The organism is Alteriqipengyuania halimionae (assembly GCF_009827575.1).
In the GTDB taxonomy this organism is placed as follows: domain Bacteria; phylum Pseudomonadota; class Alphaproteobacteria; order Sphingomonadales; family Sphingomonadaceae; genus Alteriqipengyuania_A; species Alteriqipengyuania_A halimionae.
This window is the reverse complement of sequence record NZ_WTYR01000001.1, coordinates 404,120-427,554: the sequence shown is the minus strand read 5'-3', so window position 1 is coordinate 427,554 and position 23,435 is coordinate 404,120. Positions and strand designations below refer to the sequence as shown.

At 63.3% G+C, this 23,435-nt stretch carries 16 protein-coding genes; 11 read left to right on the top strand and 5 right to left on the bottom strand.

The window, feature by feature from the left end:
* The first annotated feature begins 49 nt into the window (after positions 1-49).
* Both GRI68_RS02115 and GRI68_RS02110 read left to right on the top strand, forming a co-directional pair.
* Complete coding sequence (locus tag GRI68_RS02115) at positions 50-3,022, top strand: TonB-dependent receptor domain-containing protein (protein WP_160615480.1); 2,973 nt, start codon at positions 50-52, stop codon at positions 3,020-3,022.
* A 92-nt stretch (positions 3,023-3,114) separates the two neighbouring features.
* Positions 3,115-3,804 carry a TetR/AcrR family transcriptional regulator gene (locus tag GRI68_RS02110; protein WP_160615479.1) on the top strand — a complete coding sequence of 230 codons (690 nt, stop codon included), beginning with the start codon at positions 3,115-3,117 and terminating at the stop codon, positions 3,802-3,804.
* Positions 3,805-3,822: 18 nt separating this feature from the next.
* Here the strand turns inward: GRI68_RS02110 and GRI68_RS02105 are convergent, their stop codons facing one another.
* Entirely contained in the window at positions 3,823-5,346 is a 1,524-nt protein-coding gene (locus tag GRI68_RS02105; protein WP_160615478.1) for an MmgE/PrpD family protein, read from the bottom strand.
* Between the two features lie 166 nt (positions 5,347-5,512).
* On the opposite strand from GRI68_RS02105, the gene GRI68_RS02100 reads away from it, so the two are divergent.
* The 7 genes from GRI68_RS02100 to GRI68_RS02070 all read left to right on the top strand — a co-directional run bounded on the left by GRI68_RS02100 (position 5,513) and on the right by GRI68_RS02070 (position 14,923).
* Positions 5,513-6,682 carry a DUF3089 domain-containing protein gene (locus GRI68_RS02100; RefSeq protein WP_160615477.1) on the top strand — a complete coding sequence of 390 codons (1,170 nt, stop codon included), beginning with the start codon at positions 5,513-5,515 and terminating at the stop codon, positions 6,680-6,682.
* A 264-nt stretch (positions 6,683-6,946) separates the two neighbouring features.
* On the top strand, positions 6,947-8,242 hold the full coding sequence (locus GRI68_RS02095; RefSeq protein ID WP_160615476.1) for an acyl-CoA dehydrogenase family protein: 1,296 nt from the start codon (positions 6,947-6,949) through the stop codon (positions 8,240-8,242).
* 5 nt (positions 8,243-8,247) lie between these two features.
* On the top strand, positions 8,248-9,765 hold the full coding sequence (locus tag GRI68_RS02090; protein WP_160615475.1) for an MFS transporter: 1,518 nt from the start codon (positions 8,248-8,250) through the stop codon (positions 9,763-9,765).
* Between the two features lie 13 nt (positions 9,766-9,778).
* Positions 9,779-11,254 (top strand): MFS transporter, encoded by a 1,476-nt coding sequence (locus GRI68_RS02085; protein WP_160615474.1) that lies wholly within the window; start codon positions 9,779-9,781, stop codon positions 11,252-11,254.
* 52 nt (positions 11,255-11,306) lie between these two features.
* Positions 11,307-12,515, top strand: coding sequence for an acyl-CoA dehydrogenase family protein (locus GRI68_RS02080; RefSeq protein ID WP_160615473.1), 1,209 nt, complete (start codon positions 11,307-11,309; stop codon positions 12,513-12,515).
* A 19-nt stretch (positions 12,516-12,534) separates the two neighbouring features.
* Positions 12,535-13,605 carry an acyl-CoA dehydrogenase family protein gene (locus tag GRI68_RS02075; protein ID WP_160615472.1) on the top strand — a complete coding sequence of 357 codons (1,071 nt, stop codon included), beginning with the start codon at positions 12,535-12,537 and terminating at the stop codon, positions 13,603-13,605.
* Between the two features lie 4 nt (positions 13,606-13,609).
* Positions 13,610-14,923: an MFS transporter gene (locus GRI68_RS02070; protein WP_160615471.1), complete on the top strand. Its 1,314-nt coding sequence runs from the start codon at positions 13,610-13,612 to the stop codon at positions 14,921-14,923.
* On the opposite strand, the gene GRI68_RS02065 is transcribed toward GRI68_RS02070, so the two are convergent.
* From GRI68_RS02065 to GRI68_RS02055, 3 genes are all read right to left on the bottom strand, one after another.
* Positions 14,920-16,149, bottom strand: coding sequence for a TetR/AcrR family transcriptional regulator (locus GRI68_RS02065; RefSeq protein WP_160615470.1), 1,230 nt, complete (start codon positions 16,147-16,149; stop codon positions 14,920-14,922). The genes GRI68_RS02070 and GRI68_RS02065 overlap by 4 nt on opposite strands.
* Before the next feature lie 64 nt (positions 16,150-16,213).
* Complete coding sequence (locus tag GRI68_RS02060) at positions 16,214-17,965, bottom strand: class I adenylate-forming enzyme family protein (RefSeq protein ID WP_160615469.1); 1,752 nt, start codon at positions 17,963-17,965, stop codon at positions 16,214-16,216.
* Positions 17,965-19,143 (bottom strand): acetyl-CoA C-acyltransferase, encoded by a 1,179-nt coding sequence (locus GRI68_RS02055; protein WP_160615468.1) that lies wholly within the window; start codon positions 19,141-19,143, stop codon positions 17,965-17,967. The genes GRI68_RS02060 and GRI68_RS02055 overlap by 1 nt, the downstream gene beginning before the upstream one ends.
* A 203-nt stretch (positions 19,144-19,346) precedes the next feature.
* Between GRI68_RS02055 and GRI68_RS02050 the strand changes: the two genes are divergently transcribed.
* Positions 19,347-19,529, top strand: coding sequence for a hypothetical protein (locus GRI68_RS02050; RefSeq protein WP_160615467.1), 183 nt, complete (start codon positions 19,347-19,349; stop codon positions 19,527-19,529).
* Positions 19,530-19,644: 115 nt separating this feature from the next.
* Positions 19,645-21,681: a 3-hydroxyacyl-CoA dehydrogenase NAD-binding domain-containing protein gene (locus tag GRI68_RS02045; protein ID WP_160615466.1), complete on the top strand. Its 2,037-nt coding sequence runs from the start codon at positions 19,645-19,647 to the stop codon at positions 21,679-21,681.
* 70 nt (positions 21,682-21,751) lie between these two features.
* Here GRI68_RS02045 and GRI68_RS02040 read toward each other — a convergent pair whose 3' ends face one another.
* Positions 21,752-23,368 (bottom strand): carboxylesterase/lipase family protein, encoded by a 1,617-nt coding sequence (locus tag GRI68_RS02040; RefSeq protein ID WP_234028687.1) that lies wholly within the window; start codon positions 23,366-23,368, stop codon positions 21,752-21,754.
* Positions 23,369-23,435 lie beyond the last annotated feature (67 nt).

The following is a 23,435-nucleotide window of genomic DNA, read 5'->3' as shown; positions in this document are numbered from 1 at the left end:
GGGCAACAGCCCCTCACCGCAAAAGCGGGTGTCAATCAGGAGAGAGATTATGCGTACTATCCGTTGGGTAGCCTTGTCAGGAGTGAGCCTTGCGATGCTCGCCACCCCGCTTCAGGCGCAGGAAGTGCCGTCATCGCAAAACGACGACGAGGTCGGGCTCGACGAGGCTGAGGACAATTCCGCCGGTGAAAAGATCGTGATCACGGGGTCACGGATCCAGCGACGCGACTTCACGGCCGAAAGTCCGATCACGACGATCGACGATGAGTTCATTCAGAACGGCGGCCCCGCCACGCTCGAGCAGTCGCTTAATGCACTGCCGCAGTTTCAGGCGACACAGGGCTCGCAGACCAATGCGGTTGCCGGTGGCGGCGGCGGCAGGGCCAATGCGAACCTTCGCGGTCTGGGGGCCGAGCGCACGCTGATCCTGTTCGACGGCCGCAGGCTTCAGCCCTCCGATACGTCGGGGGCGATCGATCTCAACACGCTTCCGTCCGCGCTCGTTTCTTCGGTGGAAGTCATCACCGGCGGGGCGTCGGCCGTCTACGGGTCGGATGCGATCGCGGGCGTCGTCAACTTCAAGTTCAACAACCGGTTTCGCGGGCTGGAATTGCAGGGCGACGTCGGCGTTTCCGAACTGGGCGACGCCGAAACCTACAGTGCGTCGGCGACCTATGGCGGCAGCTTCGCCGACGATCGCGCGCGGCTCTTCGTTTCGGGCTCGTATCTGGAGCGCGGAACGGCATCGCAGTTCGCGCGGCCATTTTTCGACAATGTCGATGGCACTTCGTCGCCCACCAGCGGCCTCATCATCCAGTCGGGCACCAATCCTTTCGGCTTCGGTCGCCCCGCCAATGTCGCTGCGTTCCGAAACCTGTTCGCCAATACCTACGGCACGGATATTCCCGGCGTATCGAGCAGCTATCTGGTCAATTCCGATGGGACGATCATCGGACGCAATGGCGGCTTGAATCTGCGCGATACGGAGACCACCGGCTATCTTGTTGCCGATGGCGTGGTCCGCCAGCGCGCGCTCAACGATTCCACCGTGCAGCTTCCTATCGAACGGTACACCGCATTCGCGCGCGGCGAATTCGATTTCACCGATACGATCACGGCCTACGCCCAGATCAACTACGCGACTTACAAGGTACGGCAGCGTTCGGCGTCCGGTGCACTGCAATCGGTCGTCGAGCCGATCCAGATTCCTTCGACCAATCCCTTCATCACCCCCGATCTGCGCACGCTGCTGAACGCAAGGCCCGTGCCGACGGCACCGTTCTCCTACTATTTCACCGGCACGCGCATCGCCCGCCTGGAGGTGGAAGAGGATTACGACGTCTATCAGGCGCTGGTCGGGCTTAAAGGATCGATCGGTTCGGCACTGAACTTCGATCTTTATGCCACGCACGGGAAGACGACGAACGATTCCACCACCTTCAACCAGCTCAGCCGCTCGCGTTTCAACGCGGTCGTGTCTGCGGCGGATGGCGGTGCAAGCCTATGCGATGGCGGCTACGATCCGTTCGGGTTCGCGCCCACCTCGCAGGATTGCGCCGATTACCTGACCCTCGACACAGTCGACCGCGCGGTCTTCGAACAAACGGTCGTGCAGGGCAACGTCACAGGCTCGCTGTTCGATCTCCCGGGTGGCCCGCTGGGCTTCGCTGTCGGTGCGGAATACCGCCGAAACGAATATCAGGCGACGATCGACCTGCGCAAAAGCCCCACGCCGACCGGCACGCCTGGCGTGACCTCCGCGCCAGAGGTGCTCGGCACATCGGGCGCGCTGTCTTCAGGCGGCGATGTCTCGGTGGCCGAAATCTATGGCGAACTCCTCGTGCCGCTGTTCGACGGTTTCGAGCTCGATCTTGCCTATCGCTATTCCGATTACGACACGATCGGCGGCGTCAGCACCTACAAGGCCGGCGCGAACTGGACGCCGATCAGCGACTTCACGCTCCGCGGCGGCTATTCTCGCGCGATCCGCGCACCCAGCCTCGGTAACCTGTATTCGCCGCGCGAGGGTGCGATCGGCATCATCGGGCGCGCAGCAAGCGGCGGCGGTGATCCCTGTGACGTCACGGGTGCGGCGCGCAATGGGCAGGTCGAAGGCGTCGATCCGGAACAGGTGCGCGCGCTATGTATCGCGCAGGGCGTTCCGGTATCGCTGGTCGATGGCTATACCTATTCCGGCAGCGCGAATGCGGCGTTCCGCATCGGCAATCCGGATCTCCAGGAAGAAACCGCCGACAGCTATACGATCGGTGCCGTGTTCCAGCCCGACTTCATGCTGGGCCTGCTTTCCAACTTCTCCGCCTCGCTCGATTATTACAATATCAGCGTGGATGACGCGATCGGGTATTTGACCAGCCCACTCGCCCTGAACCAGTGCTACAATTTCACCGGTCAGAATCCGGACTACGACCCGCAGAACATCAACTGCCAGCTGATCGAGCGCGATGCGTCCGGCCTCCTGGCCGAAATCGAAGAGCCGCTGTTCAACCTCGCCAGCTACCAGACCTCGGGGATCGACTTCCAGGTGGACGCCGCCGTCGATATCGGCGGTGTCGGCCGGATGTTCCTCAACAGCGCGGTCACCTACGTGATCGATTACAAGATCCAGTCGACCTCCAGCGATCCGGTCCTTGATTACGCGGGGACGGTGGGCAATGCGCAGATCGACGGGTTCTCGTCGACGCACCCTGCCTGGAAGCACGTCACGACGCTGGGCCTTGCCGGCGACACCGGTTCGCTGTCCTTGCGCTGGCGCTATATCGGGCAGCAGGACAATTCCGCGATCGTCTCCAATCCGGATAGCGAGGCCGATGGCGTTCCGTCGGTAAGCTATTTCGATCTGGTGGGCCGCTTGAACGTGGATGATCGCTTCGAACTGCGCGCCGGGGTCAATAATCTGTTCGACCGGCAGCCGCCCGAGTTCGGGGGGAATTCGGTCACGCCGACATCGACCTACGACGTAATCGGCCGGCGGTTCTTCGTCGGAGCGACGGCGCGTTTCTGATTCCCGCATCCATTGGGTTATCAACACGATGGAAAGGCCCATGCCCGGGAACTTGTTCGGCGCTTCTATCGGTTTTAGGGCTTTGAACCGAAATGACCGATAAAGCGCCGACCAACGCTCGCGAAACGAGCACGAACGACGAGGTACGCCCGAAGAAGGTTCGCCGAACCCAGGCGGAGCGCACCTCGTCGTCCCGTCGCCGTGCGATCGATGCCGCGATCATGAATCTGGCGGAAGAAGGCTACGCGGCGACGACAGTCATGCGCGTTGCGCAACGTGCCGGGATCAGCCGCGGCGGCATTCTCCACCATTTCTCGGGCAAGGCCGAGTTGATGGAAGCGGTTGGCTATCGCGCCGTGGAAACGCTGCAGACAAAGCGCAAGGAAGCGCTTCGCGACACGCCGCAAGGGGTCGAACGCTTCCACGCGCTGACCCGGGCGTCGTGGGAAACGATCCGCGAGCCGGAATCGATCGCCCTGCTGGAAATCCTGATCGGATCGCGCGGCGATCCCTTGCTCGCAGAGATCATGCCGCGTTTCCTGCAGCAGCTCGACCAGATCCAGCTGGCAAAAACGAAGAATGTGGCAAAAACGGCCGGCATAGAAAACGAGCAATTGCTCAAGACGATGAACAAGCTCCACACGGCGGCCATGCGGGGCCTGCTGCTTGAATCGATTTACGATGACGGTTCGACGGAAACGATCGCGGAATCGGTCAAGCTGCTCGAATGGTACAAGGAGCAGCTGACCCAGCGCCTGATTGCGGGAGACGAGGGCTCCTGACCCGGTTCCGGGCCCGCCTTACGGGCTATCGAAGCGCATCAGCTCGATAATCGGGTCCACCGTCTTCAACCCATCAAGATCGTCGCAAAGCGCGACCAGCTGCGCGGATTTGGCCTTCCCGATCACCGGCTCTATCAGTTCGCGCGCCTTTGTTTCGACGTCGCTTTTGCCCATAGGGTGCGTTGGGAAACCAGACACATAGGCGATATAGCGCGACTTCTTGCTGCCATCCGCCAGGGTAATGATGACCCGCGCGCTTTCGGTCCGGTCTTCACCCTCTCCCGTCTCCTGCGCCGTGTCGGCCACAACCTCGACCTTGCTCGCGAAAGCCTTCGCGGCCTGGTCATTGGTCATCCGGTCGAGCGATTGCGCGTCGACGAAATCGAGCCGGCCGTCGAGCATGATGATCGCGGCGAGATAGGGAATGTTGAGTGCGGGCATATTGGCCCTGCGGAAGGTCTCTGCCGCCCCCGGCATCTCCACCCGAATGGAGGCAATGTCCTTCGCGTCCACCTCCTTTTCCAGCTCCAGCAGTGCGCGCACCGCAGGTTGCGTCGGCCCGCCGACCGGGTAGCGCTTCATCGCCGCATGCGAGAGTTCGAATTCCTCGCCCAGTCCGTCGATCAGGCGCGCCGGGTCCGAACCCTCACCCGTAAGCGCGGGCCAGCGGAACCACGTCTTTTCGGTGTCGAAGCTCTCGGGGACGCCGGTGAACCCCAGATCGGCCATGATCGCCGCCTGCATCCCGTTGCGTGCACCCAGTCCTGCAAAGACGAAGGCCTTTTCGACGTGGCGCACATCGAGCATCCACTGCCACGAGCCCGAGGCCTGCTGCGCACAATAGGCCAGCATATGGTCGCATTGCTCCCGATCGAGGCCAAGCAGCGCGGCGCTGGCAGCGGCGGTCCCGAAAATCGGGCCGACCCCGTGATTGGCGAGGCCTGCGTACCACAAATTGCGCGTGCCGACCGCCTTGGGAATACGCCCCGCCAATTCGTACCCGGCGACGACCGCATTTACGAGGTCGTGCCCGCTGCGCCCGTTCGCGCGGGCGAGTTCCATCGCAGCGCTCACGATCGACGGACCCGGCTGGACATAGGCCGAGGGGATGAAATCGTTGATCTCGGCCGCATGCGCGGTCATCGCATTGGCGAACACGGCATCGATCGGGCTCGCCGTCTCGCGCGAGGCAAAGATCGGGCTGCCCCCGCCGCCGCTCATCGTGCTGGCATATTTCCTTCCGAGCCGGGCTGCCTCGAGCGGGTGGCATGCCACGATCGAGGCAAGCGTATCGAGAATATGGAGCCGCGCACGCTCGCGAATGGCGCTCGGGACCGTCGCGGTTCGCACGCCAGCCAGATAAGTCGTCAATTCGGGCACAACCGCCACGAAGCCGGGTTCGCCGGGCGCGGGAGGTTCGGCAGATGCTTCGACCTGTAATGCGGCACTGCCAGCAGCGCTCACCCTCGTACCGGCAAGCAGCGTCATCATTGCTGCGCCTGCCATCACACCGCGCCGGGACAGCGCCAGCCGATCATCCATTACACTCTCCCCTTATATTCTTCCCGCGAACCTACACCTCGAAAGCCAAAAAACAAACGCGTCTGTTTGTAAGTTGCCATTCCTTCTGTTCGTGTGCATTCTGGATTCAGAAAAGAATGTGCCCCGGCAGAAAGAACGGGAGCGCAGCAAACTTTGGGAGAGACGTATGAAAAGCCGCATTATCGGGGCCGCGCTCGGCTTGACGCTATTCGGAATCGCCGCGCCGGCAACCGCACAACAGGCCAAAGCGACAGCCGATGCGGGCGACGCTCTCTATGCCGATAAAGACAAGTGGCTTTGTCTTCCCGGGCGCGAGGATATTTGCGACCAGGACCTTGCAACCACCGTGGTGGCCGCCGACGGCACGATGACGCTCGAGCCCTTCGATCCGCCTGCCGATGCACCGGTCGACTGTTTCTACATCTACCCCACGATCTCGCTCGACCAGAGCGCCAATGCCAACTGGAACGAGGGAACCGAGGAAGGTCGCGTGATCCAGCAGCAGCTCGCCCGCTTCGCCGACGTCTGCCGGGTCTATGCGCCCAAGTACCGCCAGATCACCATGCTCGGCGCATCGGGCCAGCTCCCCCGCGCAGAGATCATTTCGGCTTTCCGCACGGCCTATGGCGATGTCGCGGACGCGTGGAAATATTACCTCGAAAACTACAATCAGGGGCGCGGCGTCATCCTGATCGGTCACTCGCAGGGCTCGCGCATGATGAACCAGCTCATCAAGACCGAGATCGACGGCAAGCCTTCGCAGGACCGGATCGTTGCCGCCTACCTCAACGGCACCAGCGTGCTCGTTCCCGAGGGCAAGGTGGTCGGCGGCGATTTCAAGTCAATGCCGCTCTGCACCAGCGCCAGCGAAACCGGCTGCATCGTCGCCTATCGCAGCTTCCGCGACACGATCGGCCCGGTGAACGACTATGCCGCCACGAAGCGCCCCGGCATGGAGATCGCCTGCGTCAACCCGGCAGCGCCGGGCGGAGGCGAGGCGCCCTTGCATTCCTACCTGACGACCGACGCGCTGATGGATGGACCGAAGCCCAAGTGGACAGACGATGGCAGGAAGGTGGAAACGCCCTTCGCATCGGTCCCCGGCCTGCTGACGGGCGAATGCGTCTCGAATGACAAGGGCCAGTACCTCACGATCCGCATCAAGCCCGATCCGAACGATCCGCGGACCGATGATATTACCGGCGACATCTATACCGACGGGAAGCTCAATCCGGACATGGGCCTGCACCTGATCGACATTAACCTGGTGATTGGCAATCTGCTCGACCTCGCCCGGTCTCAGAGCGCCGCCTGGCTCGCTCGCGACTCGCAATGACGCGCGGTCGGCAAATTAAAGCCGACCAACAAAACGCGGTTTGTGTCCGATAGACGGAGCATCCTCCGTCATGCGCAAAGATCGAAAGAAGTCGTACAGTCACCCGGTCGGTGCCGCCGGGTGGCGTCTTTCGCGCGCCTGCCTCCGTCTCAGGCCCAAAGTCGTGCCAGATCCCACATCGACGCGATCCCTTGTTCCTTTTTGAAAACTAGGTATGCTCGACTTCCGAACGCACAAAAGTGCGTCACGCGGGAGAGACAAGAGATGGCTTGGGATTTCGAGACCGAGCCCGGCTTTCAAGAGAAGCTGGATTGGATGGAAGTTTTCGTGCGCGAGAAGGTCGAGCCGCTCGGCCTGCTCGGCATTCATCCGTACGACGTCAAGAATCCGCGACGAAACGAGCTGGTTCGCCCGCTGCAGGATGAGGTAAAGGCACAGGGCCTATGGGCCTGCCACCTCGGGCCCGAACTGGGCGGACAGGGCTACGGACAGGTCAAGCTGGGCCTCATGAACGAAATTCTCGGCGGTGCGAGCTTCGCGCCGATCGTGTTCGGCTGCCAGGCGCCCGACACCGGCAATGCGGAGATCATCGCCCATTACGGCACGCCGGAACAGAAAACGCGGTATCTGGAACCGTTGCTTGAAAACAAGATCGTTTCAGCCTTCTCGATGACCGAGCCACAGGGCGGATCGGACCCGACCAACTTCGTCACCCGCGCCGAGCCTGACGGCGATGACTGGCTGATCAACGGCGAAAAATGGTTCTCCACCAACGGCAAGTGGGCCGATTTCCTGATCGTGATGGCTGTCACCGATCCCGATGCGCAGCGCCATCAGCGGATGAGCATGTTCATCGTGCCGATCGACACACCCGGCGTCGAAATCGTGCGCAACGTGGGCGTCTACGGGCAGGAGAGCGGCTCGGAGAGCTACATCCGATACACCGACGTGCGCGTTCCGGCGGATCATCTGCTCGGTGAGCGCGGCGGAGCCTTCGCCATCTCACAGACCCGGCTGGGCGGCGGGCGTGTCCACCATGCGATGCGCACTGTCGGTAGCTGCAAGCGCCTGCTCGACGCGATGAGCCGCCGCGCGGTCAGCCGCAAGACGCGCACCGGTACGATCTCCGATTACCAGAGCGTGCAGATGCAGATCGCGGACAGCTATATCGAGCTGGAGCAGTTCAAGCTGTTCGTTCTCAAGACCGCGTGGATGATCGACAAGCACCAGGATTATCGCAAGGTCCGCAAGGACATTGCGGCGATCAAGGCGCTGATGCCCAAGGTCTATCATGACATCGCGCAGCGCTGCATTCACATCCACGGATCGCTTGGCGTGTCGAACGAGATGCCCTTCGTGGGCAACCTGATCGGGTCGATGGTGATGGGCATCGCCGACGGCCCGACCGAGGTCCACAAGGTGACGGTCGCGAAGCAGCACCTGCGTGCCTACCGCGACATCGAAGATCCGACCTTCCCCGAATATTCGCTGATCGAGCGGCGCGCGCGGGCACAGGACATGTACGATCCGGTCGATGAAATCGTCGAGGCGGCGGAGTAGCGGCAATGGCCACCATAGCCCCCTCCCCCGCGACGTCTTCCACCCTCGCCCCCACCCCGCCGATGACGCGGGTCCATCGGCTCAGCTTCGGCTTCGGCGCAATCGCCAATGGCGTGAAGAATGCCGCCTTCTCAACCTATCTGCTGCTGTTCTACAATCAGGTTCTGGGCGTCCCCGCCGCGATCGTTTCGGGGGCCATCGCGCTCACATTGCTGGTCGACGCCTTCGCCGATCCGTTCATCGGGCGCTGGTCCGATATGACACGATCTCAAATCGGGCGGCGCCATCCCTTCATCTTCGGCTCGGCCCTGCCAACTTCGGCTTTCTTCGTCCTGTCGTGGTTTCCGCCGGACGGCCTCAGCGACATGCAGATGGGGTTCTGGATCTTCGCGCTCGCCTCGCTCACCCGCATGTCCATCAGCGCGTTCGAAATCCCAACCAGCGCGATGGCGGCGGAGCTGACAGACAACTATTCCGAACGCACCGGACTGTTCGGCCTGCGCTATTTCTTCGGCTATCTCGGCACCTTCGGTTTCGCCGCCTTCTCGCTCGCGGTGTTCTTCGTCGCCACGCCCGAGATTTCGCGGGGTCAGCTCAACCCCGAAGGCTACGTCAAGTTCGCCTGGCTCGGCGGGGCGCTGATCCTGATCGCCATCCTGGTGTGCGGCTTCGGCACCCTGAGCCGCGTGCCCAACCTGCGCCAGCGCGACGAACCGGGCGAAGGCGCGACCCCTGCCTCGCATTTCAAGGAAATGTGGGAGGCCTTCCGCAATCGCGGCTTCCTGGCGATCTTCGGCTTCGGCGTGTTCAAATATACCGCCATCGGCCTGTACGCGGCGACCACGGTCTATTTCAGCACCTACGTTTTCAAACTCGGAGCGGACGAGCTCGCACTGCTCACGTTCGACAGCCTGATCGCAGCCATCATTGCTGCACCACTCGCACCACGTTTTTCGCGTTGGCTGGGCAAGCGCAACACCTCGATGTTCATGGCGATCATCGGCATCACGCTGGGAATATCACCCCTGTTCCTCACGTTCATCGGCGTGTTCTTCAAGCCCGGCGATCCGCTGTTGCTGCCGACCCTGTTCGTGATCGGCGCGGTCTACGGCGCGATGATCGCAATCTCGCTGATCAACACATCTTCCATGCTGGCCGACGTGGTGGAAGACCACGCGGTGCGCACCGGCCAGCATACGGCGGGCGTGTTCTTCGCGGCGTCCAGCTTCATGCAACAGTGTTCGGCCGGCTTCGGCATCATGATGGCGGGCATCGTGCTTGAGCTGTCCGATTTCCCGACCAAGGCCGAGGTGTCGCAGATCACACCCGCGATGGAGCAGAGCCTGATCATCCACTATATTCCGTTCTCGCTCGGGCTGTGGGTGATCGGCGCGCTGTTCCTGCTGTTCTATCCCATCACCGAAAATACGCACCGCGAGAATGTCGAACGGCTCAAGGCACGCGAGGCCCAAGCGCGCGAACAGTCGATCCGCGACGGCGCATTCGGCTCGCCCGCAAGATAGGCAGGATGACGCTATGGTAACCGCCCCTACAGCCCCCAAGCTCGGCTTTGTCACCAAGCTGCTCTACGGCACCGGCTCGATCGGGTACGGGATCAAGGACGTCGCCTTCCGATCCTTCCTGCTGCTCTATTACAATCAGGTCATCGGCGTTCGCGCGGAGCTCGTCTCCTTCGCGATCCTGGTCGCGCTGGTGGTGGATGCGATCTCCGATCCCGTGGTGGGCCAGTGGTCGGATTCGATCCGCACGCGGCTGGGACGACGGCATCCACTGATGCTCGCTTCCGCCCTGCCCGCCTCGGCCAGCCTGCTATTGCTGTTCTTCCCGCCCGTCGGGATGAACGACACCCAGACCTTCTGGTACATCGTGGTGATCGGCTGCTGTGTGCGCACCTTCATCACCTTCTACGAAATCCCGAGCTCGGCCCTCGCGCCAGAACTGACCAGCAATTACGACGAGCGGACCTCGATCGCGAGCTACCGCTATTTCTTCGCCTATCTCGGAGGGGTCGGCATGGCCTTCCTGACACTGCTCGTTTTTCTCGCGCCGACCGCCGAATATCCGGTCGGCCAGCTCAACCCGGCCGGCTATGAAGCCTTCGCCATCGTGGGCTCGGCGCTGATGCTGGGTGCGATCCTGCTGTCGAGCTTCGGCACGCTGCACCGGGTCAAGCACTTCAAGATGCCGCCCGCGCCCGAGAAGATCGGTGTAGTCAGGACGCTCGGCCAGATGGGACAGACCTTCTCCAACAAGGGCTTCCTCGCGATCCTCGCCTTCGGGGTCCTCAAATATACCTCGGTCGGCATGACTTCGGCGCTGAGCATTTATTTCGGCACCTATTTCTGGGGCTTCAGTTCGGCTCAGCTGGCGATCCTGACGGTGGATTCGCTGGCGGGCGCATTCCTCGCGCTGTTCTTCGCGCCGCTGGTGTCGAAGCGGCTGGGCAAGCGCAATGCCGCCTTCTACCTCGCAATCGTCGCGGTCATTTTCGCCAGCGCGCCCTACCTGCTGCGGTTCGCGGGACTAATGCCTGAGAACGGAGATCCGCGGCTTGTCGCCAGCGTCTTCGCATTCTCGATGCTGTTCCAGCTGTGCGGGGTTTCCTCAGCCGTGCTGACCCACGCGATGATCGGCGATATCGTGGAGGAAAGCCAGTTGCGCACGGGCCGCCGGTCCGAAGGGCTGTTCTACGCGGCGAACACGCTAATGCAGAAATCGACCTCGGGCCTTGGCGTCTTCGCCGCAGGGCTGCTGGTCGCTTTCGTCGGCATCGTGCCCGGTTCAGACCCGCGCACCATCGATCCGGAAATCCCGCGCATGCTGGCGCTCGTCTACGTGCCAACGCTGATCGTGCTCTACATAGGCGGGGCCGGCTTCCTATTTGCCTATCGCATCGACCGTGCGAGCCACGAGGCCAACGTCGAGGAGCTTGCCCGGCGCGACCGCGCCAGCGCCGTCAATGCCGACGAGGTTCCCGAACCCGCCGAATAGCGACCGTACTCCCAACCCTTTCACGAACTATCGAACGACCAAGGAGCAGATCATGGCTACCCAGCTTGAACCAGAGGCGCGCGAGAACGCCGACGTCTTCCGCGAGGAAGTACGGCAATTCCTCGCCGAAAAGTTTCCTGAAGAGCTCAAGGGCAAGGGTCTCTCCATGGGCGGAATCGAAGGGAGGGAAAAGGAAACCCCCGCCCAGAAAGCGTGGCGCGAAGCGATGGGCGAACGCGGCTGGGGCACCCCCACCTGGCCCAAGGAATACGGCGGCGGCGGGTTGAACCGCAAACAGGCGGCCATCCTGAACGAGGAACTGGCGCGCGCCGGGGCCTACAACCCCATTGGCGGCATGGGCGTGATGATGTTCGGCCCCACGCTGCTGGAATATGGCAGCGAAGCGCAGAAGCAGGAGCATATCCCGCCGATCTGCCGCGGCGAAATCCGCTGGTGCCAGGGCTATTCGGAACCCAATGCCGGGTCCGACCTCGCCAACTTGCAGACGATGGCGGAGGACAAGGGCGACCACTACCTCGTCAACGGGCAGAAGACCTGGACCAGCGGCGGGCAATGGGCGGACAAGTGCTTCGCCATCGTCCGCACCGACCGCAGCGACAAGCACAAGGGCATTTCCTTCCTGCTGATCGACATGGATTCGCCCGGCGTCGAAGTGCGCCCGATCACAATGATCAGCGGCACCAGCCCGTTCTGCGAAACCTTCTTCACCGATGTGAAGGTGCCCAAGGAAAACCTTGTCGGCGAGGAAGGGCAGGGCTGGACCATCGGCAAGCGGCTGCTCCAGCATGAGCGCACCAACCTCTCCGGTGCAGCGCCGGGCGGGCGCGGAGGCGGAAGCCTTGCGGACATTGCCAAGAAGTACGGCAAGGTGAACGCAGACGGCACGCTGGCCGACCCCGTGCTGCGCGACCGGATTGCCGATTTCGAAATCCGCTGGACCAGTTTCCTGCACACCGCGCGCCGCGCGGTCGAGGAAAGCAAGGCGCAGGGCGGCGTCTCCGAAATCAGCTCCGCGCTCAAGAAGCTCGGCACTAAGCTCGGCCAGGAACGCGCCGAGATGACCATCGAGATCATGGGCCTGCAGGGGCTCGGCTGGGAGGGCGAAGGGTTCAGCCCCGTCGAGCTCGCGGGCGTGCGCGCCTGGCTCTACGGCAAGGCCACCACGATCTACGGCGGATCGACCGAAATTCAGAACAACGTTATCGCCAAGCGTGTGCTCGGCATGCTCGACCACCAGTAAGACGCAGGATCAAATAGACATGGCAGTTCTCAACGAAGAGCAGGAAATGCTGCGCGACATGGCGCGCGAATGGGCGACCAACGAAAGCCCGGTGACCGAATTTCGGAAAGTGCGCGCATCGGGCGAGCCGGAGGCTTTCGACCACACAGCTTACGGCGCGATGGCGGAAATGGGCTGGGCCGGGATCATCATTCCCGAAGAGCACGGCGGATCCGATTTCGGGTTCCTCTCCGCCGGTCTGGTGGTCGAGGAACTGGGCAAGACGCTCACCGCCAGCCCGCTGATCGCGACCACCCTCGCCGCCAGCGCGATCATGCTCGGCGGCAGCGAGGAACAGAAGGCCAAGTGGCTGCCCAAGCTTGCGAGCGGTGAGACGATCGCCACTCTTGCGGTGGACGAAGGCCCGCATCACGACCCCGCCGAGATCGCAACCAGCGTCTCGGACGGCAAGCTGGCCGGTACTAAGGGCTTCGTCGCCGAGGCACACGGGGCGGACCTGTTCGTGGTCGCCACAACCGATGGACTCTACCTGGTTGAGAAAGGCGATGGCGTCACCCTGACCACCCGCCGGCTGACCGACCAGCGCAGCCATGCCGACATCGCCTTGGAAGGCGCGGCGGCCGAGAAGCTGGAGAACGGCGGAGACACCCTGCTGGACGACGTGCTGAACCGTGCGCGCGCCCTGACCGCGGCCGAGATGCTCGGCATGGCGCAGATCGTGTTCGACACGACGCTCGATTACCTGAAGCAGCGCGTGCAGTTCAATCAGGTGCTCAGCTCGTTCCAGGCATTGCAGCACCGCATGGCCGACCTGTTCGCGGGTCTCGCGCAGATGCGTTCTGCGGTCGAAGCAGGGCTGCAGGCGGTGGACAGCGGTGTGGGGGCCGAACGTGCGGCGATCGTCGCCAAGGCCGAAGCCAACCGCGTGCTGCACACGATCAGCAACGAAGGTATCCAACTACATGGCGGGATCGGCATGACCGACGAATACGACATCGGCCTCTATCTCAAGCGCGCGCGGGTGCTCGAACCCACGTGGGGTGCCACCGGCTATCTCAAGAACCGCTTCGCAACGCTGGGCGGCTATTGAGACCTTGGATCCGCTCGAGGATCCCGCAGGACTGGAAAAGAAGGCCGGCGCGCGGCAACGCGCGCTGGCCGATCACGCGCGCTTCGTCGATGAAAATCTGAAGCGTAACTACACTGCCAATTTCATTCATGGCGTGCTGGGAATGACCGGTTTCCGGCTGATCTACGCGCCCACGATCATTCCCGCCTACCTCCTGCTGCTGACGGGCAGCACGGCCGCCGTCGGTCTGGGTGCCGCGCTGCTGCAACTGGGCGCAACGATCAGCCCGATCGCCAGCGGTTCGCGGATCGAACATCGCAGCCACATCCTGCCTTACGCGATCCGCGTTGGCTCGCTAATGCGGCTGATGATCCTGGGCTTGGCGCTGACCGGCTATTTCCTGACCGGCAACGCGCTGCTTTTCGGGACATTCGCGTGCTTCGTGCTGCTGGGCTTCTTCACTGGCGCGCAGCGGGTCGCGTTCCAGATGCTGATGAGCAAGCTCATCCCGATCCGAAAAAGGGGACGGTTGCAGGGCTATCGCAATTTCGCGGGCGGGCTGATCGCCGCAGTGCTTGCGTGGGCGGCGGGTAACTACCTGATCGAGGACAAGTGGCTGGGCAACGGATACGCCACGACCTTCCTGTTCGCCTTCCTGCTGACCAGCGCGGGGCTGGTCGTCCTCAAGACGATGATCCGCGAACCCGCCGCGCCGGTCAGCCGCCCGCAAATGCCGATGATGCAGCGCATAAGGCAGTTCCCCGAACTTCTGGAGGATCGCGATTTCGCCTGGTTCCTGTCGGTCCAGTGCTTCTCTACGATGGCCCGCGTGGGCGCACCTTTCTGGACGATCTACGCCGGGACCCGGCTGGGGCTGGACGGAGCGCTCATCGGAGGACTGAGCTTCGTTTTCCTTGGCTCGGACACGCTGTCCAACGTCTTGTGGGGACCGCTGGGCGATCGCTTCGGCTTCAAGATCATCTACGTGCTCGCGCTGTGCAGCTCGGTCGCCGGGGTGACGCTGCTGATCCTGGGGAGCACGGCAGTGCCGATCTACGCGGCCTTTGTGCTGCTAGGTGTCGGCGGCTCCGGCTGGATGCTCGCCTCCACCACGATGGTGCTGGAGTTCGGTGAGCCACAGGACACGCCGATGCGGCTGGCCTTCGTCACCACGCTGGAAGGCGCCATCGCGGCGATCGGCCCCGTGCTGGCCGGGTTGCTGGTGGCGGCGAGCGGTTTTCAGCCGCTGTTCTTCATCGTGCTCGCGGCGCAGGTAGCGGCGCTTCTACTGCTGATAGTCAAGGTGCGCGAGCCGCGTCACCGCGTGGCGCAAGTCTAGCGCTCGGCGAGCATCCCTTCGCTCAGCACCGAGAGGTAGGTTTCGACCGCCTCGCCCGGCGCGTCGAACCGGGCGGCCCAGCGCCGCGCCTCGTAGGCGCCATTGAGCGTCGACATGATGATCTGGCTGGCGACCAGCGGGTCGATCGCGCGCACCGACCCGTCGGCGAACCCGTCGATCAGGAAGCCGGCAAAGCGCCGTGCGAGCCGGTTGGACCGCATCACGACGTCGACCTTGGTCTCGCTGTCGAGCGCCTGCAGCGCGGTGGTGCGCAGCAGCGGTGTGGAATCGAAGAACTGCAGTTGCAGCAGCTCGTTGAGGATGCTCGCAAGGCGAGTCCAGTACGATCCTTCGATATCGTAGCCCGCCATCTGCACTTTCGAGAGGCGATCGTAGCTGCGCTGGAAGCACTCCAGCACCAGGTCGTCCTTCGCTTCGTGGTGATGGTAGAAGCTGCCCTTGGTGACGTTCAGCGCCTCGGCAATGCGGTTCACCGACGCCCCACGATAGCCGCGCTCGTTGATCATCACCGTCGCTGCCCGCAGGAAGGCGTCGTTCTGCTGCGGCTCCGTATCCTCGGAGGTACGCCAATCGCCATCTTCGAGGTGCACCGGCTTCCATTCCCCGCGATGGCAGGGGAGACCGAAGCAAAGGATATCGACGAGCTTGGCCTCGACCCGGGGGAAATCGAGCACCGAATAGCGCCGGGACCAGACCGGCCACCACAGCATCGCCTCGATCAGGATGTGGGCGCGCGCCGAATACAGCGCACGCTGCCCGTCATCCGCCGGATCGCCGAAGAAAGCACGCACGTCGTTGACCATCTCGCGATAGGCGAAGAGCAGTTCGTCCTGCTGTTCCTGATCGAGCGAGCGAATTTCGGACAAGGCGGTCATCAGGCCGCGCTCGCCACGGCGGATGCGGTCGCGCAAGGCTACGTGCAGCCGGACGAACTTGGCGATCCGTTTTTCGAGCGTCTCTTCGGCCAGCGCTTCCTTGGCCATCTGCTTCATCAGCGCAATGGTTTCGGCATAAACCGAGACGATCAACTGGTCCTTGCGGGGAAAGTAGTACGTGACGCTGGTCGCGTTGAGCCCGATCGCCCGCGCCACCTTGGTAAGCGTGGTGGCCCGAACACCGGTTTCGTTGATCAGAACCGAAGCGGCGTGCACGATGGCGCTGCGTTTCTCGCCGAACTTCTTCGTAACGTCAGGCTTCTTAGCCATCCGCTTCCCCCAACCATCATTACCCGGCCCGCATACCCGGGCTTCAGACGTGCGGTAGCAGGCTTCAGAAGAAGCTCGAAAGCTCTTTCTTCAAGATCTTGCCATTGGCATTGCGTGGCAAGGTCTCGCTCGAGAACGCAATCTTTACCGGCACCTTGAACTTCGCCAGTCTGGCAGCAACCCATTCCTGCAACTCGCTTTCGCTCGCGCTCGTGCCAGGCGCGAGGTGGACGACTGCCGCGGGCTCTTCGCCCAATTGATGGTGCGGCAGGCCGACCAGCGCCGCATCGGTCACCGCCGGGTGATCGTAGAGCACGTTCTCGACTTCCGACGAATAGATGTTTTCGCCGCCACGGATGATCATGTCCTTCGCGCGGTCGGCGATGTAGCACCAGCCTTCCTCGTCCAGCCGGGCAAGGTCGCCGGTCCGCACCCAGCCGTCGATGAAGGTTTCGGCAGTCGCTTCGGGATTGTCCCAATACCCTTTCACGATCATCGGACCGCGCGCCCACAATTCGCCGATCTCGCCGGTCGGCAGTTCGCGCGTGCCGTCCTCGCTCATGATCTTGAGGTCGGCCACCGCAACCGCAGGTCCGCAGCTGTCGGGCCGGTTGAGGTAATCCTCAGAGGAATGCCCGGTCACGGTCGCCATCGTCTCGGTCATGCCCCAGCCACTGCCGGGCAACGCGCCGAATTCCTGGTGGATGCGGCGAACCAGCTCGGGTGCGGCGGGCGCGCCGCCATAAGCGATCGCCTCTATGCTGGAGAGGTCGTAATTCTTGCGCTCGGGATGTTCGAGCAGTTGCCAGGCGATCGTCGGCACCCCGCCGGTGGAATTCACCTTCTCGCGCTCGATGATCTGGAACGCTTCGACCGGGTCCCACCGGTACATGAAGATCATCGTATTGCCCGCCGCGATCGCGCCCATCAGCCCGGCGGAACAGGCTGTGACGTGGAACAGCGGAATCACGGTCAGCGTGGTGCGCGGCTGTGGCAGCGGAATTTCCTCCCCCCGGCGCAGCACGGCGCAGGCGGCGCCGAAGCCGCTCGACATGATGTTGGTGCACAGGTTGCGATGCGTGCCGAGCGCGCCCTTCGGCTTGCCGGTAGTGCCGCTGGTGTAGAAGATCGTCGCATCATCTTCAGGCAGGATTTCGACTTCGGGTAGCGTTCGGGCAGGCAGGTCCTTGTACGCGCCGGGCGAGCCGAGGATCGCTTCGAGCCGCGATGCGCGGTCCAGCTCACCCTCGTGACGAGTGACGAGCACGGTCTCCAGCTCCGGGCACCGCTCGCGAAGCTCCGCGATCCGTTCCCAACGCTCCTCGTCGCACACGAGCAATTTGGTGCCCGAATTGGCGAGCCCATAGGCCAGCTCCCCTCCTGTCCACCACGCGTTCAGCGGAACGCAGATCGCGCCGATGGTGACGGCGGCGAAGAACACGACCGGCCACTCCGGCAGGTTGCGCATTGCCAGCGCAACCCGGTCGCCCTTGCCGATGCCCATCGCCTGGAACTCATGCGCCAGCGTGGCGACCGCACGGCCCCACGCATCGTAGGTCACCCGCTCGTCCTGGTAGATCACGAAGGTGCGGTCGCCGTGAGACGCGCCCAGCATGGCGATGGCGCGCAGGTTCGGCGGGGCATTCTTCCACACGCGAGTTTTGACCCCGCGAATGTCCACATCGTCCATTTCGAACCGCATTCCGCGCGCGGTCAGGATCGCCTTGCACTCGGCACGGCTGCGCGCGGGCCAGTTCGCAGGCGGGGTCCACCCGATAGCGAAAGCGAGGTCTTTTGGTTTCGCGGTGCTCGCCATCACAGGACCTCGAACAGGCCGGCCGCGCCCATTCCGCCCCCCACGCACATGGTGACGACCACATATTTGACGCCGCGCCGCTTGCCCTCGATCAGCGCGTGGCCGACGCAGCGCGCGCCGGTCATGCCGAAGGGGTGGCCGATGGAGATGGAGCCGCCATTGACGTTCAGCCGGTCATCCGGAATGCTGAGCCTGTCGCGGCAATAGAGCACCTGTACCGCGAACGCCTCGTTCAGCTCCCACAGTCCGATATCGTCGATCAACAGGTCGAACCGTTCTAGCAGCTTGGGGATCGCGAAGACCGGGCCAATGCCCATCTCGTCCGGCTTGGTGCCCGCAACAGCCATGCCGACATAGCGGCCCATGGGGGTGAGCCCGCGCGCCTTGGCGACCTCGGCCTCCATCAGCACGCTTGCCGCCGAGCCGTCGGCCAGCTGGCTCGCATTGCCGGCGGTGATCGTGTGCCCCTCGCCCATTACCGGATCGAGCTTCGCCAGCCCCTCCAGCGTGGTGGTAGGCCGATTGCATTCGTCCATCGCGATGGTGACTTCGCTTTGCGAGACCTCGCCGCTCTCACGGTCCTTCACGTTCATCACGGTCGAGACTTCGATGATCTCGTCCGCCAGCTTTCCGCTGTCCTGCGCGGCGGCAGTACGCTGCTGCGACTGGAGCGAATAGGCATCCTGATCCTCGCGGCTGATGCCGTAGCGTTTGGCAACGACTTCCGCCGTGCCGATCATCGGCATGAAGATATTGGGATGCATCTTGAGCAGCTCTTCATCGCGCTGCGGCTTGCCGGTGTTGTTGCGGATCGCGGTGATCGATTCCACGCCGCCCGCGACGCAGATGTCCATCCGGTCGACGATGATCTGCTTGGCGGCGGTGGCGATCGCCATCAGCCCACTGGAACACTGGCGATCGATCGTCATGCCTGCGACGTCGACCGGCAACCCGGCGCGCAGCGCGATCTGGCGGCCGATATTGAACCCTTGCGCCCCGCCCTGGCTGGCGGCACCGAAGACGACATCCTCGATCTCTTTTCCGTCGAGCCCGGCGCGTTCGACCGTGGCCTCGACAGACCATGCCCCAAGCTGGACCGGGTGGGTTGCGTTGAAAGCTCCGCGAATCGATTTCGCAAGCGGGGTACGGGCGGTGGACACGATAACGGCGTCGCGCATTTTTCCAGACATTCCTTATCCCTTGCGCCGACTCATGGCGGCTTGATTGCAATCTAGCCATGCTCAGCGCGATCAGGCAAGCCTCACAGAAATTTTTCTGAAAAAAGGGTATGAGCCTTCACATCGCCTGAAAATCCGTTACCCCTGTGCGGATAAAGATAAGGTACGGCATTCGGATGCCGGCCAAGAGAGGAGAGATCGCAATGGAACTGGGCAATCCGGAAGACCGGGGCGTCGACGGGGAGAGGCTGCAGCGGTTCGACCGCTTTTTGGACAACACCGACTTTGAGGCCGGACAGCTCGCGACGATGTCTATCTGCTGGCCTCGCGCGATGGTTACCCCTTGCATCGCCACCACGTCGGCACGCTGCTTGAGGATGCGCTAATCCGATCCCCCCGCATGACCCAGCTCTACCCATCTTCCGCCTATCCCATCCGCCGACAGCTCAAGACGCTGATTTATTCGGCGCTCAGCCAAAGCAACGCAGGAGCCTTGCCCAAATGACCTCACCCATCCGTACTGAACGCCACGACAAAGTGCTGGTGATCATCTCTGACAATCCGCCCGTCAACGCGCTGGGCCAGGCGGTGCGCGCCGGGCTGACCGATGGCATTGCGCAGGCGCTGTCCGACGATAGCGTGGAAGCCGTGGTGATCCGCTGCGACGGTCGCACCTTCTTTGCAGGGGCCGACATCACCGAATTCGGCAAGGCCCCGAAGGGACCGAGCCTGCCAGACGCGCTCGACAAGCTGGAGGCGAGCGACAAGCCGGTGGTCGCGGCGATCCATGGCACCGCGCTGGGCGGTGGCTGCGAAGTCGCACTGGCGTGCCATTACCGGGTCGCCGTGCCGAGCGCGAAGATGGGCCTGCCCGAAGTGAAGCTGGGCCTGATCCCCGGCGCCGCGGGCACACAGCGCCTGCCGCGTCTGGTCGGTGCCGAAGCCGCCCTCCCCCTCGTCGCGATCGGCAATCCGATTTCGGCGAAGAAGGCGAAAGAGATCGGCCTGCTGGACGCAATCGTTGGCGAGGACAGCCTTGCCGCCGATGCGATCGCCTTCGCCAAGTCGAAGATCGGCCAGCCCGTTCCGCGCACGAGCGAGGGCACGGCCAATCAGGACGGCGTGAAGAACCCCGACATCTTCGACGAATTCCGCGCCAAGAACGGCCGCAAGATGCGCGGCTTCGATGCGCCCAACGCAGCGATCGAAGCGGTGAAGGCTGCGGGAGAGCTATCCTATGCCGAAGGCGTGAAGAAGGAACGCGAGCTGTTCGGCAAGCTGATGACCGGCACCCAGTCAAAGGCGATGCGGCACTATTTCTTCGCCGAGCGCGCCGCGAACAAGATCGACGATATTCCAGCCGACACCCCGCTGATCGACATGAAGAAGGTCGGCGTCATCGGTGCCGGCACGATGGGCGGCGGGATCGCGATGAACTTCCTCTCCGCCGGCATCCCGGTCACCATCCTCGAGATGAAGCAGGAAGCACTCGACCGCGGGACCGGCGTCATGCGCAAGAATTACGAGAATACGGCCAAGCGCGGGCGCATGACTGCCGAGCAGGTCGAACAGGCAATGGGGCTGCTCACGCCTACGCTCGAATATGACGACCTCGCCGACTGCGATCTGGTGATCGAGGCGGTTTACGAAAGCATGGACGTGAAGAAAGACGTCTTCGGCAAGCTGGATGAGGTGGTGAAGGACGGCGCAATCCTCGCCTCTAACACCAGCTATCTGAACATCGACGAAATTGCGGCGACGACGAAGCGCCCCGGCTATGTGCTGGGCCTGCACTTCTTCAGCCCCGCCAACGTCATGAAACTGCTCGAAGTCGTACGCGGAGAAAAAACGCGCGACGATGTGCTGGCCACCGCGATGAAGCTGTCGAAGAAAATCGGCAAGGTCGCGGCAGTCTCCGGCGTGTGCCCCGGCTTCATCGGCAACCGGATGCTCTCGCAGCGCCAGGCGCAGGCGAACCAGCTGATCCTCGAAGGCGCGAAATACTGGGACGTCGACGACGTCCTACTCGACTTCGGCTTCCCGATGGGGCCGTTCCAGATGGGCGACCTCGCCGGGATCGACATCGGCTGGCATCGCGACCCGAGCAAGGTTACGACCATCCGCGAGGCGCTCTGCGCTGTGGGCCGCTTCGGCCAGAAGGCAGACAAGGGCTTCTACGACTACGACGAAGCGCGCCAACGCACCCCGTCGGACGAAGTGAAGCAGATCATCGCCGATTTCGCGGCCAAGGAAGGCAACGAACAGCGCGACATCTCGAAGGACGAGATCCGCGAGCGCTTGCTCTACCCGATGGTCAACGAAGGCGCGAAGATCCTCGACGAAGGCATGGCGCAGCGCGCCAGCGACATCGATGTGGTGTGGATCAACGGCTATGGCTGGCCGCTCTATACCGGCGGCCCGATGTTCTGGGCCGACACGATCGGGCTCCACACGGTCGTGGCCGGGCTGGAGAAGCACGGCCTGCCGGTGAGCGATTACCTGCGCAAGAAGGCCGAGGCGGGCGAGAGCTTCAACTAGGACTTCCCTCACCCGGACACGAAAAGGCCGGCGCCCCAGACGGGACGCCGGCCTTTTAATTGTCAGCGCCTCAGAGTTCGCTGGGCAGTTCGCGAATGTCCTTTTCGGGATCGTCGACCAGCTGGGGCTCGACATCCAGTTCCATCACATTGCGGCTGGCGGGCGTGTAGGCCTTCCATTCAGGCAGCAGCGCGCTCGACGGGGTGCCGGTCCTGGCGAAGGCGATCCACGCGTCGCTCATCATGTCGGCCATGGTCTGCGCATCCTCGCCGGTGCCAACCAGCGCCGCGCTTTCCGCCGCATTGTCGAACATCAGCGGGATATCGAGCGTATGCGGCGTGCGCAGCATGCCCCCGCCAATCGGCGTCTCCCACGTCAGGCGATAGACATAGACCGGCGCGCTCGCGGTCTTGGCCTGCTGGTCAGCGAGCAGATAAGTCCCGCGCACGAAGCGGGCGCCCATCGCGATGGCCGCAAGGTGCGTCGGCGAATAGTCGGGGTAGCGCGCGCGATAGGCCGCGACTGCCGCCACCGCCTGCTCGCCCATTGCGCCGGTCATCGCGGTGAGCGTATCCTCGGTCAGCCGCCCGAACCACGGCTGCGCGGCCATGAACAGCGTCATCTCGTCCTTGTTATAGCCGATCAGCACCGGGATTTCGCGCGACTGTTCGGGCGCGGCTGGCAGGAAAGGATCGCGCGGGACGATCGTGCCATCGGCGATAGGGCCGAACTGCGGCCCGCGTCCCATTGCGCTTCCCGCACGAGTGGCCTTGCGCACCGCTTCGACGATCTCGTCGCTGCGCATGTTGCGCAGGCCTTGGAGCGTTTCGACACCCGCCGTATCGAGGATCTTGTCCGCATAATCCGCCGCCTCGGCAGGCTTGCCGCTGGTCACGCCGGGGCCGGACTGAATCACCGCCTTGTCGAACAGGCCGTCGGCGGCAGGCATCGCCATTAGGTGGCTGACCTTCGATCCGCCGCCCGACTCGCCCATGATCGTCACATTCTCGGGATCGCCCCCGAAGGCCGCGATATTGTCGCGGACCCATTCGAGCGAGCGGACCAGATCGAGGTTGCCGACATTGCCCGATGCGGCAAATTCCTCGCCGAACTTTTCCGCCAGATTGAGGTAGCCGAAAGCATTGAGCCGGTGGTTGACCGTGACGACGACGACGTCGCCCTTCTCCGCCAGATTGCGGCCATTATAGGCGGGCCAGTTGCCCGACCCGTAGGCGTAGCCGCCGCCGTGGAACCAGACCATCACCGGGCGCTTGCCGCCATCGTCCGCCGCCGAGGTCCATACGTTGAGGAACAGGCAGTCCTCGTTGTCCATCTTCGCCTCGGTCGAGGTCGGGAAGATCGCCTGAATGCGGCGGGTCATCTCGGACTCGGTCGGCCCGCTTGCCGAATAGAGCTGCATGCACGGCGCACCATAGCCGGTCGCATCGGCCACGCCCTCCCAAGCGGCGGGCTTCTCGGGCGGCTGGAAGCGCAGATCGCCCAGCGGCGGCGCAGCGTAGCGCACGCCGAGGAATGCATCGATCCCGCCCTGTTCGAGGCCCTGGACCGAGCCGGTGTCGGTCTTCACCACAGGGGTTGCGGCCGGGAGTTCGGGATCTTGCGCAGCGGCGGGCGCGCACAGCGCGAGAGCGGTGATCGATGCGAGCATCATGGCATGTCTTGGCATTGAGGTTTCTCCCGTTGATATGTCGTTGCGCATGAAGGGGCGGAAAGCCGTCGCTCGGCCCGCCCCC